This window comes from Bradyrhizobium sp. (genome assembly GCF_052389815.1).
Classification (GTDB): Bacteria; Pseudomonadota; Alphaproteobacteria; order Rhizobiales; family Xanthobacteraceae; genus Bradyrhizobium.
In genome coordinates, this window is sequence record NZ_JBQTHN010000026.1 from 1 (window position 1) to 18,387 (window position 18,387).

Below are 18,387 nucleotides of genomic sequence, written 5' to 3' on the forward strand. Positions count from 1 at the left end.
TTGATGGTGTGAACCAGCCGGAAAATGTTGTCCAGGATCCTGGCGTTGTTCGGCTCCTGCTCGAACCGAACCAGCTGATTGTCGACCGTGTCCAGGCTCTCGCTCGTCTCGGTCAAAAACTCGCGCATGAGATCGTCCATCAGCGTCGCCTTCCAGTTTGACGGAACTCTCCAGCAATCGTTAGCTATCTCATTTCACGACCGCGTTAATTTCACGCTCCGTGCAAATACGGATTTTGAATCAATGCAACTGCAGGCGAGGCCGCCGCGTCCGGCAACTTTAGAAAACGATTTTTGTAAAGTGCCGCACGACGCACTGCGGTTGCAGGCAGGATCGGCGTCTGGCCGCCACGCAATGCCAAAAAAAACGGCGGGGTTTCCCCCGCCGTCTGTTTGACATCGTGGCTACGCCGCTTAGCGGAGCAGCTGCAGCACGCTCTGCTGCGACTGGTTGGCGAGCGCCAGCGCGGACACCGCGATCGACTGGCGGGTCGACAGCGCCTGGCTGTTCGCCGCTTCCTCGTTGGTGTCGGCCAGCGTCAGGTTGGACGAGCCGGTCTGCAGCACGTTGATCAGGTTCTTGGAGAAGTCCTGACGGATCTGCACGATCGACAGGTTCGAACCGAGGGCGGACGCCTGGGAGCGCAGCTGGGTCGAAGCGGAGCTCAGGCTGGAGATCACCTTGTTGGTCGCGGAGTTGTCGATGAAGTCGGTGCCGCTGACGAGGTCCGCCAGACCAAGACCGGCCGCGTTGAACGACACGCCAGTGATGCTCAGCGTCGACTTGCCGGTTTCGTTGAACGTCAGCTTGAGCTGATCGCCGCCGAGCAGGTTGACGCCGTTGAACGAGGCGTCTTGCGCGGTGGTGGTGATCTGCGACAGGATGCCGTTGAACTGGCTCACCAGGTTGGAGCGGACGGCCTGCGCCGAGATGTCGACGACCGGGGCCGAGGCCGTCGTGAACGTGATCGCGCTGGTCAGCGTGCCGCCGATCGCACCGCCAGCGGTCGCCGAACCGAGGGTCGACGAAGCATAGTCGTTGGTGGTGGAGATCGTCAGCTTGCCGGTCGAGTCGACCGTCGCGCCGAGGTTGTTGGCCAGCAGCGCGGCGTTGAGCTGGTCGAGGGTCTTGACCGTGCCGTTGGAGCCGTCGCCGAAGGTGACATTGACCGCGGTGCCGCCGTTGAAGGAGCTGAAGGTCAAGGTCTTGCCGGAGAGGCTGCCAGCCGCCGCGGTGCGGCCCGCGGTGAACGAGGTGCCCGTGCCGGTGTTGCCGGTGAGGCCAAGCACCGAGAGCGCATTGCCGGTGCCGATGATCGACAGATCGGCGGTGGTGCCGGTCGAGAGCTGCAGCGCGCCGGCCACGATCGAGGACTTGGTCTGGCCCGAAGCGGTGGCCAGGGTGGCGGTACCGGCGGCATTGGTCGCCGTCTGCACGCCGGTGGCGAGGTCGATCGCGTTCAGGATGTCGGCGATGGTGCCCTGCTGCAGGTAAACGGTCGAGTTGCCGCTGCCGTCGGTGACGATGTTGCCGCTGACGCCGGAACCCGTCGCAACGTTGGCCGCCGCCGGTGTCCCCGCGTTCTTGAAGGTGATCGTCTTGCCGTTCACCGTCAGCGTAGAGCCGTCCTGGATCAGCGTGCCGAGGCTGGTCGTGCTGGTGGTGCGGTTCGCGGAGACGGTGGCGTTGCCGGAGCCGGTGGCGGTGGTGAGGCCGAGCGCCTTGAGCGTATCAGCCTTGCCGACGACCGAGAGGTCGGCACCGGTCGAGGTGCGCAGCGAGATCGCGCCCGCCGCAATGGAAGACACGGTCTGGGCGGCGTTGGTGGTGATGGTGGCCGCACCGGCGGAAACGACAGCGTTCCTGACGCCGCTGGCGAGGTCAACCGCGGTCAGGATGTCACCGACCGTCGCGGTCGAATTGGTGGCGCTGGCACCGAGATAGATGATCGAGTTGCCAGAGCCGTCGGTGGCGATGTTGCCGCTGACGCCGTAGCCGGTCGGGGCGTTGGCGGCGGTCGGGACCGCGCCGGACTTGAAGGTGATGGTCTTGCCATTGACGGTGACGACGGAACCGTCGGTGAACTTCGTGTTGGCGCCAGTGGTAAGGCCGGCGGTGGCGAGGGCCGCGCCGTCGCCGTAGATCAGCGTGGTCGCGGTGATCGCGGCGGGAACGCCCTGGTTGTCCTGGACGACGGAACCAGTCACGACGCCGATGGTGCCGCCGAGCGTGGTGGCCGCGGTTGCCGCGGTGGTGCCGCCGGCCGCGCCGGAGAACAGCACGTTGGAAGACGCGGTCGCGCTGGTGTAGGTCGTGGTGCCGCGCAGGTCGCTCGAGGTGGCGCCGGTGATCGTCGCGGAGACGTTCGACTTGGTGGAGTAACCGACCGCGCTCTGCAGCGCCTGGTTGGCGATCGACTTGGCGGTGTCGACCAGCTTCTGCAGCGAGGTGATACCGGTGTTGGCGGCCTGCAGCACCTGCACGCCGTTGCTGATACCGTCCAGCAGATTGTTGATGTCACCGGCGCGGGAATCGAGCGACTGCGCGGTGAAGAAGTTGGTGGGGTTATCGAGGGCCGTGTTGACCTTCTTGCCAGTGGCAAGGCGGTTCTGCGTCGTCGCAAGCAGATCAGCGGTCGACTGCAGCGAGAGCAGGTTCTGGCGAACCGACGCGGAAAGTACGATTCCAGACATATCTTCATCCTTCTGGGTTGAAAGCCAATTCTTTGACCTTCGCATCGATACCCACGAGACTTTAACAAGGTCTCAACGCGTAGGCTCACATTGTACGCAACGGGGTGAGCCCCGTGATACTGCGGGTAAACAGTAGGGGAACTTGCTTAACGAAGGGATAAAGGCCAAGCTTATTGGCAAGCGACAAATGCCATTTGGCCCCGCAGCGGAAGCCATAGCCATTCTCTGTGGATTGCTCTGTGGATTGGCTTCTAGACACTCAATGATAACCGTCACCGGCGTGAACGGCTTGCGCAGACAACAAGTCGTCCCGAGCTCAAGCGCCATCCGCAGAAAATCCGGCGCGGGCGAGGACTAACTTGCGCCACACGCGCGCAAAACCCTCTTTGCGGGATGGCGCTCGCCACCGCGCTCGCATCGCAACCCGGCGTCGTCTGCTCGTTCAGACGATGCGCTATTTTAGCAGTTTATCCCATACGCCGGATATCGTACATATTGGACTTGGGGGCAGCCAGCCGACCGCCCGCCATGCCCCCTTCAGGGAGGCACCCCGTGACTCCGGTTCCGCGTCCACCCAATGGATTCCTGGCGTCGCTGTCCGAAGACGATTTCGAACTCGTCCGTCCGCATCTCAAGACCGTCGACCTCACCCCTGAACTCGTGCTGGTCGACGTCGATGAAGTGCTCAAGCGCGCCTATCTTCCGCATCGCGGCGTGATATCGCTGGTCGTCAGGCTCGCCAGGGGCGAGCACGTGCACATCGCGATGGTCGGCCGCGACTCCATTTTCGGATCGTTCTCGGCGTTGGGCGACCCGACGGCGCTAAACGGTGCAGTCGTGCTGGTACCGGGCGTCGCGTCTACCATAGAGATCGAGCGGCTCCGCGCTGCGGCGGACCAGAGCGCCACCATGCGAAGCGAACTGGTGCGGCACGCGCTCGCCGTCTACGCACAGGTGCAACAGACCGCCGGATGCAACGCGGCGCACACGGTGGAGTCGCGGCTCGCACGATGCTTGCTGCAAATGCGCGACCTGTCCGGCAGCAACAAGCTGATCCTGACCCAGGAGGCGATGGCCCAAATGATCGGCGCGCGGCGCAACAGCGTCTCCCTGGTGGCATCGACCCTGCAACAGGCCAATTACATCCATTACAGCCGGGGACACATCGAAATCACCAACCTCGAGGGCCTCGGCAAGACCTCATGCGAATGCTACGCGCAGGTCAAGGCGCAATACGAACGGCTGATCCGGCCCCGCGTCTTCGCCTGACTGCCGACGCCGGCAATGGGTCGCAGGTATAACCACGGGCCCGCTTCAAACGGCGCGATCCGCAGGTCGCGCCATTAACGCGCTGTTCAATGGCCGCTGCTAGTCGTTGTCCGGAAACGGGGGAGCGTCGATGGGCTCCCTCGAATGCCGGGAGCGGGTCCGTTCCGTATTCGGCAGTTCGCGACCGGTGCGGAGGGAAAGACATGAGCTTTGACCTGGCGATGCCGATCCTGGTGGTCGACGATTACGCGACCATGATCCGCATCATCCGCAACCTGCTGAAGCAGATCGGCTTCGAGAACGTCGATGATGCGAGCGACGGCTCGAGCGCGCTGGTCAAGATGCAGGGCAAGAAATACGGGCTGGTGATCTCGGACTGGAACATGGAGCCGATGACCGGCTACGACCTGCTGCGGGAAGTCCGCGCCAATCCGGAGCTATCGCAAACCCCTTTTATCATGATCACGGCGGAATCCAAGACGGAAAACGTGATCGCCGCGAAGAAGGCCGGCGTCAGCAACTACATCGTCAAGCCATTCAACGCCGCCACGCTGAAGACCAAGATGGAAGCGGTGTTCGGCGCGTGAGCCATGGCGCGCCCGTACTTTTACGGCCGCCGATTTTCACACACGACTAACGATAGCGTTCGATAGTGGCTCGAGCACAGGAGAGCTCGAATGTTCACGTTCGAAACGGCCGACCAGAAGGAAGTCCGGCGTTTCCGTATCGCGCAATTCAACGGCCGCACGGCGACAGTCAGGTCGAACGGGTCGACGGTGACCGGAATGGTGCGGTCCATCCTTGAGAACAAGGCGCGTCATCCCTCGGTCTGGGTCGTCACCCTGATCCCGAGCCCGCCCAAGGCCGAAACGCTGCACCCTGCGCCCCGCCTTCGCGCCTTCGCCGAAGACCGCTACTGAGGGCCGCCGGGCTTTCCCTGGTATCGCTGTCGATGCGCCCGCGACCGTTCAGCGCGCGACTGTCGGTCATCCGTCAGGAAGGTAATCCCGCAGCATACCGACTGCGCGCAGTCAGCCCGACTGCAGCATCAGCGCCTTGCGCACGAGACCCGCGGTGTTCCTCGCACCCAGCTTGCGCATCGCTTCGGCGCGGTGGCTTTCGAAGGTGCGCGGGCTGATGCTCATGCGCAGCGCGCCCTGCTTGTTGGAGCAGCCCTCGCTGATCAGGGCAAGCACCTCGCGCTCGCGCCGGGTCAGCGGCTTCTGTTCCGGATTCGGCGTCAGCATCACGTGCGCCGCGCGCTCGCGCGGCCGGCTGACCGGGCCGTCTCCGGCAACATGCTCCGCCGGCTCGGCAGGCGCGGCGTGCCCGTCGGAAAGCCGCTTCACCATGGCATAGACACGCTCGGTCTGCTGCAGGGCATTGTCGACGACCTGTTGCAGGTAGACGCGGTTGCCAGCAGTTTGTGCGAACTGATGGCTCTGCTGCTTGAGCTCGTTCATGTACAGCATCAGTGCCGTCAGCGGTCCGTTGAGCTCGCGCGCGATGGCGGTTGCGGCTTCTTCCGTGGCCCGGACCCGGGCGGCCGAGAGCGGAACCACGGCCGGGCTGTCGGGTGGCGCGCTGGCTTCGGCCCATTTGGCTGGGCGCGAATCGCTTGCCCGATGCTCATGATGCGACATGGAGCCGAATCTAATGGCTCTTGCCTCAATTATGGTTAATTTCTACGGCCGTAGGATTACGGAGAATTGTTGCAGCTGCGAGGAAGTCCTGTCCTCGCAGACGGGTTTGCGCCGAAATGACCGCGCTTTCACCTCGACAAGTTGCGCCATGCCGCAAATGCCACTTAAGTGGTCGGTAGTTTCACGGTGGCCGCGTTTACGTTTGCGGCAAAGATCCATCGGCCGCATTTGCCCCTGCTACGAGTTCGCCCGGACGAGCAGCGCCTTCCTGTTCTGCACCCGCGCGATGGACTGCCCGATCGCGCAGGCACCTAGCGCCCCCTCCCGAACGGCCCGCTCGACGGCTTCGGCGATACCGGCCATCTCCGCTTCCTGATCGAGCAGATTGTTGCCGACGCAGAGCATGTCGATCCCGGCCCGCAGCGCCTGAAGACTGGCAGCAGCAGTGCCGAGCGCCTTCTGCACGCCCTGCATCTGCATGTCGTCGGTGACCAGCAGCGTGTGCGGCAGGCGGGCGCGCAGCCGGCCGATCGTGGCAAGCGACAATGTCGCGGGATTGTCGCGGTCCCATTGCCTGACGAGGGCATGGCTGACGAGCACGGCGTCGCCGAACATTTTCGGGGCGAGCGAATGGAACAGGGCTTCCTGCTCGGGTCGCAGCGTGTCCGAAATGTCCATGAAGTCCCGATGCGAATCGACGTCCGCTCCGCCGATACCCGGATAATGCTTGAGGCACAGGCCGACGCCCGCCTCGCGCGCGACCTCGCTCATCAGAAGCGCATTGGCCTCGACCTCGCCGATATCGGCGGAGAACGATCGCTTGATGCGGCCGATATTGGGATTGTCCGGATTGTAGTCGACGTCGATGACCGGCGCGAAATTGTAGCCGATGCCGAGCGCACGCAGCTCATGCAGGCTGGCGGCGAGGATGCTGCGCTTCTCCTCCTGCGCAAGGAGATTGAAGTCCTTAGCGCTCGGCAGCGGCGCAAAGCCTCGCGTGTCCTTCAGCCGCCGCACCAGCCCGCCTTCCTGGTCGATGAACACCAGCGGCGAGGACGGCAGCCGGGTGATCTCCGCGCAGAGCGCGCGGACCTGCTCCGACGATTCGATGTTGTTGTCGTATTGCCGGGTGCGAACCGAATAGTCGAACAGGATGACGCCGCCGAGCCCGAACCGCGCCGCGAACTCCTCGAGCCAGCCAGGAATGGCCTTTCCGTAGAAGCCGAGGATGAAGAGTTCGCCGATGGACATTGACGCCCGCATCGATCTGCGAAAAGGCGCCTACTTCCTGGCGCTCTCGCTCTGCTTCGCCTTGCAGGAGATCAGCAGGGTGAATCCCCTGGCGTTGCTGGCGATATCCGTCGTCTTCAACTCCGTCTTCATTTCCGCCGTCTGATACGGCACCACGCTGTTGTCCAGAAAGTCGCGCAGCGCACCCGTCTTGATGGCAAAGTTGATGTTCTCGGGAATATTGCCCGTCGCCTTCACGAATTTCAGTGCGTTCAGCTTCGCCGCGACGACGCCGACCACTTCACCCGTAGAGGACAGCAGCGGGCCTCCGCTGTTGCCGGGCTGGACCGCCGCGCTGATCTGCAGGAAGCGGGTATCGTTCAGCACACCGCTCAGCGAGCTCACGATCCCCGTCGTCACCGTGAAATCCGAGCTGAGCAGGCCGTGGAAGGGAAAGCCGATCGCAACGATGCTGGCGCCGGAATGGACCGGCTTTTCCTTGATAACGGCCACATCCTTGAACGGGCTCGGCGCCTGCAGCAGCGCGAGATCGTTGGTTTCGTCGCCGGAAACGACGCGCAGCTTGACCGGCGCAGCACCGGTCAGATTGCCCTGGATGTCGCCGACGCATCCGTCGATCACATGGTGATTGGTGACGACATGGCCGTTGGCGCTGACCACGAAGCCGGTTCCGGTTTGGCTGGTGAGCTTGCCCGGCTTCGCCTCCGGCGCGTTCGCCGGCTCCGCCGCAGCCGCCCGGGCGGCAGGCTTGGGGGGCGCGGTGACGGAAAAGTCGCCGGCGTTGGCGAGACCGTACTGCTTCACCTTGACGACGCAGTTCGCGAGCGAGGGCAGCAGCTGCGCGGTCTGGTCGAGGTTGAATTGCAGCAACTGGCCCTGTGCGTAGGCCGACATGGACCTCGCCTTGCGGAACTGCGTGATCAAGCTGGAGTTGTCCGGCATCGGCACCCGCAGCAGCTTGTCGGTTATGGCGATGCCGTGCACGTTGAAGGGAGCCTGGCCGTCGAATGTCAGCTGGATCGGAAAGGCCTTGCCACCCGCCAACGTCCAGCCGTCATGCGCGAACCCCAGGCTCCAGCTTGGCTTGCCGTCGATCATGACGACGAAATAGATGCCGTTCTGGTACATCGCGGTCGCGCCGCAATGCGAGAACTCGCCGGTCCGGTCGTTGGTGAAAGCGCCGCCCTTCCAGTTGCCCACGCTGATCGTGCCATAAGGCCCGCGCGCTTCGGCGGAACGGACGGCGGCGAGCACAGCCAGCAACGCGGCCAGGACGACGACGCAACGCTTCATGACAACCTCCCAGGACGGAGGCGAGCATATGGGGCTTTGCAACCGTTGTCTAAGGGGCGGAGCGAGCTTGAACAGCCCGCCGTCGCTGCTGCGCAGCTTTGGCGCGGCACCCGCCCCTCGAGGACTTGCCGCGCCGAAGCGTCAGCGAAGGCGGGTGGCGGAGAGGGAGTCAGTCAACCCTCTTTGAAAGATAAGGAATTTTCGACCCTCCTCGACCAGAACCCACCATTTGAGCTACGGCCAGAAATGGGAATTTGTGCGCGCGAACATGTCCAGTTTGCAACCGCGAACCCCTCTTAAATGCGTTGCTGGCCTGTCCGCTGGGTCAACAACCAACGTGTACATAGTCGCCATCTTGACACTCGCACGTACCCACAACCGCGAAGAATCCTGCAGAAATTCATAGCCTACCGGAGCAATGCCAATCGAAGACGGGCGACTTGCTCCATCCGGCTAAATTAACTGCGACAATCCACCGCCAGAGCACCCTGCCGGGTCGTGTCGGGCGGTGGCATGACGCAAGTCCAGCCCGTTGTATCGAAGCCGAAGCGGTCCACCGAATGGGCCGCCATTGCGTCGATCAGCCGCGAAATCTGGCTGTCGATCTCGATTACGCGTGCACTGGCTCCCTGCGCTCTTTGGATGTGTTGGGGGCCGTCGGAATCCCTTCCCAGCGCGGTACCTACCCCGGGCTCGAATGCACGGTTGCCCGGCAAGCCGGCGGAGTCCGGAAGATTTCCAGACCCGCCCTGGTCGGAGGTGAGAGACAGCTCAACCGGCCAATGGCCTGGATTTCCCCATTTTGTGCCATATGACATCCAGAGATCGCTATCGCGCGATCCTGCCGAGGCAGCGTTCTCATCCGGAGGAAAGCCGCCGGTCGCAAACTTGTTGTCGGAGTAAGCGTTGCTGCTGTCCCGAGGCGCTGACGATATCTCGTAGTGGTCTGCATCTGAGATTGTCATTGGCGCCTATCCTTGCCGAAGCATTTCTTGCCGAACTTGAACATCTCTTAAGCCGCCTGGTGCCAGTTGTTATTCACCGCCGCCAGCACGCTGGTGTCGGCAATGGTCGAAGCAGCGGTCGCCGGATCGAAGTCCGCTCCGCCGTGAGCGCTGGCATAGCTGTTTTCAAACGCCGCCATCGCCTGGACCAAGGCGTCGACCTGGTTGTTCGAGAGCAGGAGGTTGTTCGCCTGAATCGAGCCAAGTTGCGCACCGGGGGCTCCATACCAGTTCTGAACGATCACCTTCCGCTCGGTGCCGAGCACGTCGATTGTCAGGTCGTTGCTCTCCCGTTCAAACCAAAGCTGGTCAGGATTGCTGGCCGTGAACTGCAGCGTTCCCGAAGGCCCTGTGCTCGCCTCCGAGCCATTGACAACGATTTCCGATTTCTGGATCGCGTCGAAGCGATAGGTGTCGTTGCCACCATGGCCAACAAGCGTATCCGGGCCGATGCCGCCGACCAACACGTCGTCTCCGGACGTTCCGTTGATCGTTCTGGGAAGTGACAGACCGAAGACCTGCGCGCGTATGTTGACGTCGCTGTTGATCGGCTGTCCACCTTCGTCGACGCCCCAGATGACCCCGTCGTCGCGCTGCCAGGCGATCACGAATTTTCCATCCGCGAGGCCAACCACCTTCGGCGCAAGCTGGTCGCCCAGCGCTTGGGTATTCACCAGGAATTCGGAGCCTACCTTGGCACCGCTCGCATCGAATACCTGCGCTTTCACGCTTGTTCCGTCGCTGTCGCCAAGCGTGCCGCTGGTGTCGACCCACGAGACGATGAAACCACCACCTGGCAGCGCGCTGATCGAAGGATTGATCTGATTGCTCAGCGTCTGGGTATTGACGAGGAACTCACTTCCCATCTTGTTGCCGCTTGCATCGAATATCTGGCCCTTGATGCCGTTGAAACTGCTGTCGCCCCCATTCCACGCGACCACAAAGCCGCCGTCAGCCAGAGCGACAGCTGGAATATTTTGACCTCCCGTCACCTCGGTATTGACGAGGAACTCGCCCGTCACCTCCGTTCCATCCCGGTGGAAGATGCGCGCCCTGATGCCAGAGCTGCTGCCGTCGCCGGGAGACAAATCTTCCCAGCTGACAACGAAGTCGCCGTTGGCGAGCCCGACGATGCCGGACGAATACCGAGAATTTGCAGACTGCGCAGCAACCGCGAGTTCCGATCCCACCATGTCGCCGTTTGCCGCGAACACCTGCACCTTGATGTTGTAGTTGGTCCCGTTATTGGTGCCCGCGCTGAAATCCTGCCAACTGATCACGAAACCGCCGTTCGGCAGAGCTGCGACTTCCGGCGCCTTCTGGTTATGGGAGATCAGGCTGTTGACGAGGAATTCCGAACCAATCTTGCCGCCAGCAGCATCGAACAATTGAGCCTTGATGCTGCTGCCATCGCTGTCTCCCAACGTGCTGCTATTGTCTTCCCACGTCATGACGAAACCGCCGCCAGCAAGGGCTACGACCGCGGGGGCAAGTTGGCCATTCGTTGTCTGCGTGTTGACCAAAAACTCCGAACCGACCTTGTCTCCATTGTCCCTAAACACCTGCGCCTTGACGCTGCTGCCGCTTGCATCGCCACCGGTCTGGCTGTCGTCGACCCAGGTGACGACGAAGCCGCCATTGCGCAATCCCGTAACCTTGGGAGCCGTCTGGGATCCGGCGGTCTGGGTATTGGCCACGAAATCCGAGCCGATCCGGAATACGCCGTCGGGCGTTGCTCCGTCATTGGAACCGGTGATCGTCATCGTCACGGTCGCCGTCGAGAAAGAGCCGCCCGCATCGCGCATGGTATAGGTGAAAGTATCCGTTGTGATGTCATTTGCCGCGAGCCCTTGCAGGACCGCCGCTCCCCGCGGGTCATACACCACATTGCCGTTCTTGATGCTGACAGCGGCGCCCTTGGCGGAGATCGCGGCGACCGAGACCAATGTCCTGGTGTCACCGGCGTCGGCGTCCGCGTCGTTGGCGAGCAGATCCACTGCAAGCAACGTGGCCGTGTTTTCTTCGCTTATCGTGGGACCGATATCGTCGTTAGCGACGGGTGCATGGCCCGCCCCATCTATGTACATCGTGACGGTCGCCGTCGACCTTGCTCCAGCCGAATCGCTCATCGTGTAGGTGAAGGTATCGGTCGCGTGCTGGCCGACCAGCAAGCCAGCGAAAGCAGTGCGCGGATCATAGTACAGCTCACCGTCATGGAAGCTGACAGCTGCGCCTTTCGCCGACAAGGCCGAGACACTGACAATCGTCTTTGTATCGCCCGCATCTTCGTCGGTATCGTTCGCCAGCGCGAAAGTGTCAGCCGGTGCATGGGCGACTGCATTTGACCAAGCGAAACCGACATCGTCATGCGCGACGGGGGCATGGTTTGCTTCGGAAACCGTCATCGTCACGGTCGCGGTCGAGGTCGCGCCGGCCGCATCCCTCATCGTATAGGTAAAGGTGTCAGTCACGGTCTCGCCGGCGGGGATGGTCCCGCGCAGGACCGTAGGATCGTAACTCAGAAGTCCATTCTGAAAGCTGACCGCGGCCCCTCTGGCCGATAGCGCCGATACGTTGACAATCGTTAGCATATCGCCCGCATCGGCATCGCTATCGTTGCCAAGCACCTGATCGGGAGTAGCCGTCACTATGCGGCCTGTATCTGTCCAACCGACATCGTCGTGCGCAACGGGCGGCGCATCCGTGAGATCGGCGAATTGCAGATATTCGATCCCGGTCAGCGTATCGGTCCCATCCCGCCCCGCAACCGTATCCGTGACGGTGGTGACGCCCGCGGCGTTCGTGCTGATGAGGTAATCCGAAGCATTGCCACGATAAAGGACGATGTCGGCTCCTAACCCACCGTTCAGCACGTCACTTCCTGACGATCCGACAATCGCTGCTTTCATTCGCGACTGGATATCCGACCAATGCCATGTCGCATCGGCGAACTCGATCTTTTGAACACCGAACATCCCATCGCTGACCATGTTGTCGATCTTGATACGATCGCCGACGCGTCCATCGGTGATGTAGAGATTGGTCCCGTCCGAAACCAAGATAACTTCGGTGCTGTTGATTCCGTTCAACCGCAAGACGTTGCTTGGCGAGGCCAAGATATCCCGCTGGTCGATTTCCAAGTGCCCATAGCCGCGTTCGTAAATGATCGTATCGCCGCCCCCATTGCCCGAGACGTAGTCATTGCCTCCCTTGCCGTCGAAGGCCTCTGCACCCGAGGTTCCGTACAACTTGTCTGCGGCGGTCGTACCGGTCGCTGCAGCTTGGATCAGCTGTGTTCTTGTCCAGGTCGTGTTGTTGCTCGTGAACTGGACCGATTGAACGCCGCGGGAGCTGTCGCTGAGCATCCCCGCGAGCTTGATGACATCGCCCGTCGTTCCGTCGGTGATGTAGAGGCTCCCCGAGCTGTCGGCCGTCACTCTTATGTTCGACGGCAGTATCATCGAACCAAGCTTTAGAATGTTCTGCGGGGTTGGCGACGGATCATTCTCGTCAATCTCGACCGCCCCGTAGCTGGCATCATAGATGAAGATATCGCCGCCCGTTCCGCTGACATAGCCAACCTGCGTGTCGATAATCTGAGTGGGGAGCGTGTAGCTAGGCGGCGTAAACGAAAATCCGCCCGCCGGCGTCGTCGGAGAATTAGCAGAGCCGGTTTCGGACCCTGTATCGGGGGCTGTCGGGTAGGAGTATTGCGTATTGGCAGGAATAGGGACGGTTTCGGGCAGCATTTTGTGAAGGGGGCTGAAAGCGAAATTAAATCCGTCCAGGAACCCGTTGAATATCGAGCTTTGATAAAGCGAGGAAGTTGCGCCCGAGAAACTGATAACTCCACTCCCGTCGGGGCCTGTAGAGCTATAGGAGATGCTGGTGATTGCGTATGTCGAGACAAATTGTTCGATGTTGCTGATGAAGGGAGCAAGCTGATGCGCAGGGTCATAAAACGTAAAGTCCGATCCGCTTCTTGCCGCAAAGTCCGTGCCCCTAGCCAGCACAATGCCAGTGTCAGTACGCTCAATGACGTTATAGAGTGGTGTGTTAAAGCTATCGCTCGACGCTGATTTCTCGACATAGAACCCCATACTCGCGTCGTAGATCTTCGAGTACGACAGATGGCCATTCACGGATATTGCTGGATTCCGTAGGCGATCGACCGAAGTGCCCTTGAAATACTTCACCGTTCCCAGTGGCCGGTTCTGTGGCAAGTTTTGCTGCCACAATGTCCAGGTCGAAGTTCCATCCGGGTTATTTGTGATTTGCACGGCGTCGTTGACGCTGTCGAATAAATTGTAGGGATTGTATATCCCAGCATAGACGTCGATCCTGTTGCCTACCTCGATGTAGGCATTTGCAACTTTTGTTCCTGTCTGATCGTAGAAATAGCCGTACTCCGAGGAGAGCGCACCCGTGAGCGGGTCGTAGTTCCTCGTCATATAATTCTGCGCGCCGTCGTAGTATTCGATTCGCTTCAGGAAGCCCGTGAGCTGATCGTAGTGTTCGACTGCCCTTCCATAGCTAGTACTGAGTGTTTCAATTGAATCGGGGACGCCACCACCACCGCCGCCACCCGCGCCGAACGGAAGCGGATAGGGGCTCGTCGCCTGAAGGTTAAACCCAGCATTCGGAACTCCGGCCGGGTTTGCAATGCGCGCTATCTCGACGACGAAGTCCGCCATCGGATCGAGATTGCTGCCGTAGACGCGCGAGATGTAGGAACTCTGTTCCGCCTGGCTAGGAAGGCGGCCAAACGCGTTCTGGTAAATTGTGTTGAGAAGTGTAACTAGATCGGGACGATTCTGGCTGCCGTAATCCCGCCTGAACGCTATGTCGTTGTCTTGCCAGAATTCCGTCGAGTTCATCAGATCCTTGGCAAGTTGAACAACGTTTAGCCCGCTATTGGTGTAGTATTTCAGCCATGTTTGCGTTTCTTCCGGGCTCATTGTCCGGCCAAGCAATACCGTGTAGATGCTCTGCACCTCTGCCAGATCATGCGCCTCTTGATCCGCGCTGATCCGGTAGGTGACTTCCGTGCCACGCACCCAGAGATTTACGTAATCGATGCCGTTCTGATCGATCGTGTGGCTCGCATGGACGACGTTGTTGCCGCTCGCATCTTTCTCGGTCCACGTGTAGCTGCCGGAGCCGTCCGAACTCTTGAGCGCTATCTCGGTCGTATTGCTCGCAGCATTCGCGGTGATCGAGCGGCTGACCGTGGTCATCAGGCCATTGGCGGAGGTTGTCGTGGTCGTTACAGACGAAACTGTGGTGCCGTCGGCCTGGTAGTAGGTATCGGTGACGGTCCTCGATCCGTCCGCATGAGTAACGGAAGACTCCGCCGCCTCGAGCGTTTGATCGCCATCGAGATCCCACGTGACGTTAGTAACGCGTCCGTCTGCGCTTGTGTTGATCAGGGTCGTGTTGCGCGTGAGCGTCGATCCTGCTGTCCCGGGCGATGTCGTGATCGCCGTCGTCGTGGTCGATCCGTCGGAATTGTCAACCGTGTCGGTTTGCGTGGTGGCGAGGACTGCGCCGCTGCCCGCGATCGTCGTGGTTTTATGCAGCCCGTCCGCCGATGTTGTGACGACCTGCTTCTTGATTTGGATGCCCGATGCATCTGTTTCTGTGATCGTCTGAATGGTCCTGCCGTCCGCCGTCAGCGTGGTGACGTCTGTTTTGCTTTCGTCGACGATTTCATCACCATTGACATCGAGACTCGTGGTCTTCGACAACCCGTTGAGCAGAGTTGATTCCGTTTCTCTGTTCCGCAGCGTTCCGCCATTGGAAGCGTAGTTGGACGTGGTGGTCATCAAGACCGCGTAGCCGCTGCCGTCGTTCGTCGGCACCGTGGTTTGGACAGCATAGTTTACATAGCCATGCTCGTTCGTCTGATCGGTAATGGTGATGATGCGGCCATCCGCACTGACATTCACCGCCTTGGCCTCACCCAACGAATTGTCGTCGTTAAGGTTCGTGATCGTCTGGGTGGTGCTGCCATCGAGGTTAGTGGTGAAACTGTTCGTTCGATAGAAGGTGTTGTTGCCCCAGGTCGAGATTTGCTTTGTCGTTGTCAAACCATCACGGCTTGTGCTGACAACGGCAGCATCAGATCCCGCGTAGACCAATGAATAGTTTTGGGTATTGCTGCTGCGGTAGACCAGGATGTTGTTCTTGGTGACGACCGACGCGCTCCCGTCCGGATTGAGAAACGTGTCGCGGGATCCATCGATAAGGCTCCAGCTCTCGCCAAGATTGATCGATGCCGTTAAACTGCCTGTCAAACCATTGGCAGATGTCGAGCGTCCAACGGCGACATGCATGGCGAAGCCTGTCCCCGTGAACGCGTCGGCAAAGGCCTCGTCTGTGCTGCCGTCAGTCCCAATCTCTGTAGCGTACGATTGATTTTGATCAATTGTGCCATCGCCGTTCAAATCCCACGACAGCGTCTTCGACAATCCGTTGGCACTTGTCTGCACCGTCTTGGTGGCCAGGATAGCACCAGCCGCCGACGCCGATGCATAGTAGGTGGTGGTATCCCTCAGTGAGCCATCGGTCAATTCAGATATTGTTCCCAGCACACTCTCGGGCGCATCGGTCTGATTTCCCGCGAAACTTGCTTGCAGGAAATTAGTCGTGATTGATGTTGTCTTCTGGTCGGCACTGACCTGCGTGGTTGACTGCTCGAAGACAATGCTGTTCCGGGCCTTCATGGTCGAGTTCGTGGTAACACTGCCGTCCAGATTGTAACTGATCTGGGATTGGTAGGTTTCAACCAGCCGGCCGGTGGCCGCCGTCCCACCGATATATTTTTGCGTCGTTACCGTCGTCCCGTTGGCATTCGTCGTTACGACTGTCGTGCCTATCGTCGTCGTGCCAGCGAGGGTTGTAACTGTCTCCGTCTGGGTTCCGTCTTGTGCGAATGCAATGCTGTCGGTTTGTACTTGGTCAAACGTGCCATCCCCGTCCACGTCTACCTTGACTTGGTTGAACAGGCCGTTTCCGCGCGCGATCGTGACGGTCTCGTTGATCTTCCTGTTATTGGGATTGCTGGGATCAAAGTGATCGACCGTTGTAACGACGTTGCCGGCCGCGTCCCCGACCACACTGGTTACTTCGTCGTAAACGCCGTTGCCGGTGTGATCCACGCTTGTGACGACCGTAAGACCGTCCGCCGAGGTCACCGTTTGTATACGGCCGAGCGTAACCGGCGACGCTGCCACCGTCGTTGTCGTAACTAACTGCGTGAGGCTTCCATCGGTTGCATTCAACGTCGTCTGATCAACCGTTTGGACATCAAAGGTTCCGTCGCCGTTCTCGTCGATCAGCGATGCCTGCAAAAGGCCGTTCGCCGAGGTGGTAATTCGAGTCGCGCTTATCTTGACATTTTGTGCGTCGTAGGCGGTGATCGTCTCGATCTCATCGCCGTTCGCCGCAATCGAACTGACATCGGTGACCGTGCTATCGATTTTTCCATCGATGCTTGTTGTGGTCGCGCTTGCGAAACCGTCTCCACTTGTTGTCGTTACTGTTTGACTATTCAAGGTGCCGTCGTTGGCGCGCCTAGTTACCGTCTCGGTATGGCCGCCATCGAGGTTCAGGACAGTCACGTAGGTCGTAATGCTGTCGATCTTGCCGTCGATGTTCGTCGTTTCCGTCGTGGCAAGGCCATCTGCGCTGATTACCCTCCGCGTTTCGGAGACCAAGGAACCATCCGGCGCGAAGATCGATATTTCATCGACCGTCGTCCCGCTGGCCTGCAGATAACTCACCGTCAGCCGATCGACAGCCCCGTCGCCGTTCGTGTCCTCCTTGACGACAGTCGTTTTCTGGTCCGATCTGGTGACAATTTCGGTCATGCTCAACAGGACCTGGGTGGGATTCATGCCGGCGCCAGGGGCGGCGACCTCAATAACCCGCTTGCGGGCGCCATCGGCAGAAATCGTGGTCGTGTCGGTTGTGATCGTGTTATCGCCCCCGACATTCGACATTGTCGTGACGGTGAGACCGTCGGCTGATGTCGTGGTCGTGGTTGTGTTGATGACGGTGTAGCCGTCGCCGCCCATATTTGTGGTCACAACTGTCGAACTGCCATCGGGGTTCTTCGTCGTAACGACGGTTTCGACGTGATCGAAGACCAGATTGTTGTTGGTCAACGTTACCGCCCAGATCGCTCCGGGTCGTGACTGACAGGCCATCGGCGCTGGTGGTCGTTACAGTCGCACTCGAAAGCGAGCCGTCCGGGTTGATGATCTTGAGCGTATCGACAACGTCGTTGTTGTGCGCAGTGTCGATCGCAACAGTCTCGATACTGCTCCAGATGGGATTGTTCTGCGCGTCGAGCGCGCCGTTACGATCCGTTTTTATTGTGCGCGTGATGCCATCGGCCCCCTTGACGATCTGCACCAGGCTCACAAGCTTGGTCGGCGCACCATTGGCATAGATATAGCTCGACAACGTTTGTGTTCGGTTTTGGTCGGCGTCGACAACCGTTACATCCGATTCCAGGAGATCGTAGACAGGATTGTTGCTTGCGTCCGTTGCACCGAAGCTATCGAGGAGAGTGGCTCTGCGCAGCCCATCGCTGCTGATCGTTGTTTGGGATGCGCCGATCAGAGACCCGTCGCCGTTGGTGTCTTTTTGCGTCGTAACGGAATCGCCGTTCGCCGCCACCGTGATCGTCAGGTAGCTGGTCTGATCGACGATACCATCACCGTTATAGTCATTCTTTATGATCTTGTTTGCACCGTTAGCGCTCGTAGCCGTGACGGTCTTTTGAAGCAGTGTGCCGTCGGTAGCCGACACGGAGATCGTCTCAACCCGGTTCTGGTTGGCATCAACCTCGGTGGCGTCGGCCTTGATCAGATCGATGACGCCGTTGCCGTCCGGATCGACGGAATCGGTGCGAATGAGGCCGTCGCTGCTGAGCGCTTTGGTAGCCTGATCGGCGACGGAGCCATTCGGATTGTAGTTGGTGATTGTGTTGGTCAAGGCGCTGGATGCGCTTATGACTTGCGTCTCGTTCTGATCGACGAGGCCGTCACCGTCTATGTCGCGGTCGATCGAGACGGTTTTGCCGCCGGCGCCCGACGTTGTCGTGTCCGTAGCGGGTGAAGTTGTCGTATTTTTGTAGCTCGTGATCTGTCGCCTTCGTTGTTGAGTTTTTTGGCGGAGCCGGAAGGCGTGGACGGCTCCGCCGATTTGGTCATGCCATGGATATTG

Annotated in this window: 9 protein-coding genes and 2 pseudogenes; 3 read left to right on the forward strand and 8 right to left on the reverse strand. The window is 60.2% G+C overall.

Annotation, left to right across the window (positions count from 1 at the left end):
* Window positions 1-413: 413 nt before the first annotated feature.
* Together ACT4OC_RS05815 and ACT4OC_RS05820 are read right to left on the reverse strand one after the other, a co-directional pair.
* Entirely contained in the window at window positions 414-2,693 is a 2,280-nt protein-coding gene (locus tag ACT4OC_RS05815) for a DUF1522 domain-containing protein (RefSeq protein WP_444838020.1), read from the reverse strand.
* Window positions 2,694-2,945: 252 nt separating this feature from the next.
* Window positions 2,946-3,047, reverse strand: a pseudogene (locus ACT4OC_RS05820) (response regulator); the annotation flags it as partial.
* A 198-nt stretch (window positions 3,048-3,245) separates the two neighbouring features.
* Between ACT4OC_RS05820 and ACT4OC_RS05825 the strand changes: the two are divergent.
* The 3 genes from ACT4OC_RS05825 to ACT4OC_RS05835 all read left to right on the forward strand — a co-directional run bounded on the left by ACT4OC_RS05825 (window position 3,246) and on the right by ACT4OC_RS05835 (window position 4,882).
* Window positions 3,246-3,962 carry a Crp/Fnr family transcriptional regulator gene (locus tag ACT4OC_RS05825; RefSeq protein WP_444838021.1) on the forward strand — a complete coding sequence of 239 codons (717 nt, stop codon included), beginning with the start codon at window positions 3,246-3,248 and terminating at the stop codon, window positions 3,960-3,962.
* 203 nt (window positions 3,963-4,165) lie between these two features.
* Window positions 4,166-4,549 (forward strand): response regulator, encoded by a 384-nt coding sequence (locus tag ACT4OC_RS05830; RefSeq protein ID WP_444838022.1) that lies wholly within the window; start codon window positions 4,166-4,168, stop codon window positions 4,547-4,549.
* A gap of 90 nt (window positions 4,550-4,639) precedes the next feature.
* Entirely contained in the window at window positions 4,640-4,882 is a 243-nt protein-coding gene (locus tag ACT4OC_RS05835; protein WP_444838023.1) for a hypothetical protein, read from the forward strand.
* Between the two features lie 111 nt (window positions 4,883-4,993).
* On the opposite strand, the gene ACT4OC_RS05840 is transcribed toward ACT4OC_RS05835, so the two are convergent.
* The 6 genes and pseudogenes from ACT4OC_RS05840 to ACT4OC_RS05865 all read right to left on the reverse strand — a co-directional run.
* The gene (locus tag ACT4OC_RS05840) at window positions 4,994-5,605 is read right to left on the reverse strand and encodes a LuxR C-terminal-related transcriptional regulator (RefSeq protein ID WP_444838024.1); all 612 of its coding nucleotides are present in this window, start codon (window positions 5,603-5,605) and stop codon (window positions 4,994-4,996) included.
* 237 nt (window positions 5,606-5,842) lie between these two features.
* Window positions 5,843-6,856, reverse strand: coding sequence for a glycoside hydrolase family 3 N-terminal domain-containing protein (locus ACT4OC_RS05845; RefSeq protein ID WP_444838025.1), 1,014 nt, complete (start codon window positions 6,854-6,856; stop codon window positions 5,843-5,845).
* A 30-nt stretch (window positions 6,857-6,886) separates the two neighbouring features.
* The gene (locus tag ACT4OC_RS05850; protein ID WP_444838026.1) at window positions 6,887-8,149 is read right to left on the reverse strand and encodes a S1C family serine protease; all 1,263 of its coding nucleotides are present in this window, start codon (window positions 8,147-8,149) and stop codon (window positions 6,887-6,889) included.
* Window positions 8,150-8,607: 458 nt separating this feature from the next.
* A complete protein-coding gene (locus ACT4OC_RS05855) occupies window positions 8,608-9,114 on the reverse strand; it encodes a hypothetical protein (protein ID WP_444838027.1) in 507 nt (168 codons plus the stop codon).
* A 47-nt stretch (window positions 9,115-9,161) separates the two neighbouring features.
* The gene (locus ACT4OC_RS05860; RefSeq protein ID WP_444838028.1) at window positions 9,162-17,231 is read right to left on the reverse strand and encodes an Ig-like domain-containing protein; all 8,070 of its coding nucleotides are present in this window, start codon (window positions 17,229-17,231) and stop codon (window positions 9,162-9,164) included.
* Window positions 17,134-18,387: pseudogene (locus ACT4OC_RS05865) on the reverse strand (hypothetical protein); the annotation flags it as partial. The pseudogene ACT4OC_RS05865 and the gene ACT4OC_RS05860, both read right to left, overlap by 98 nt.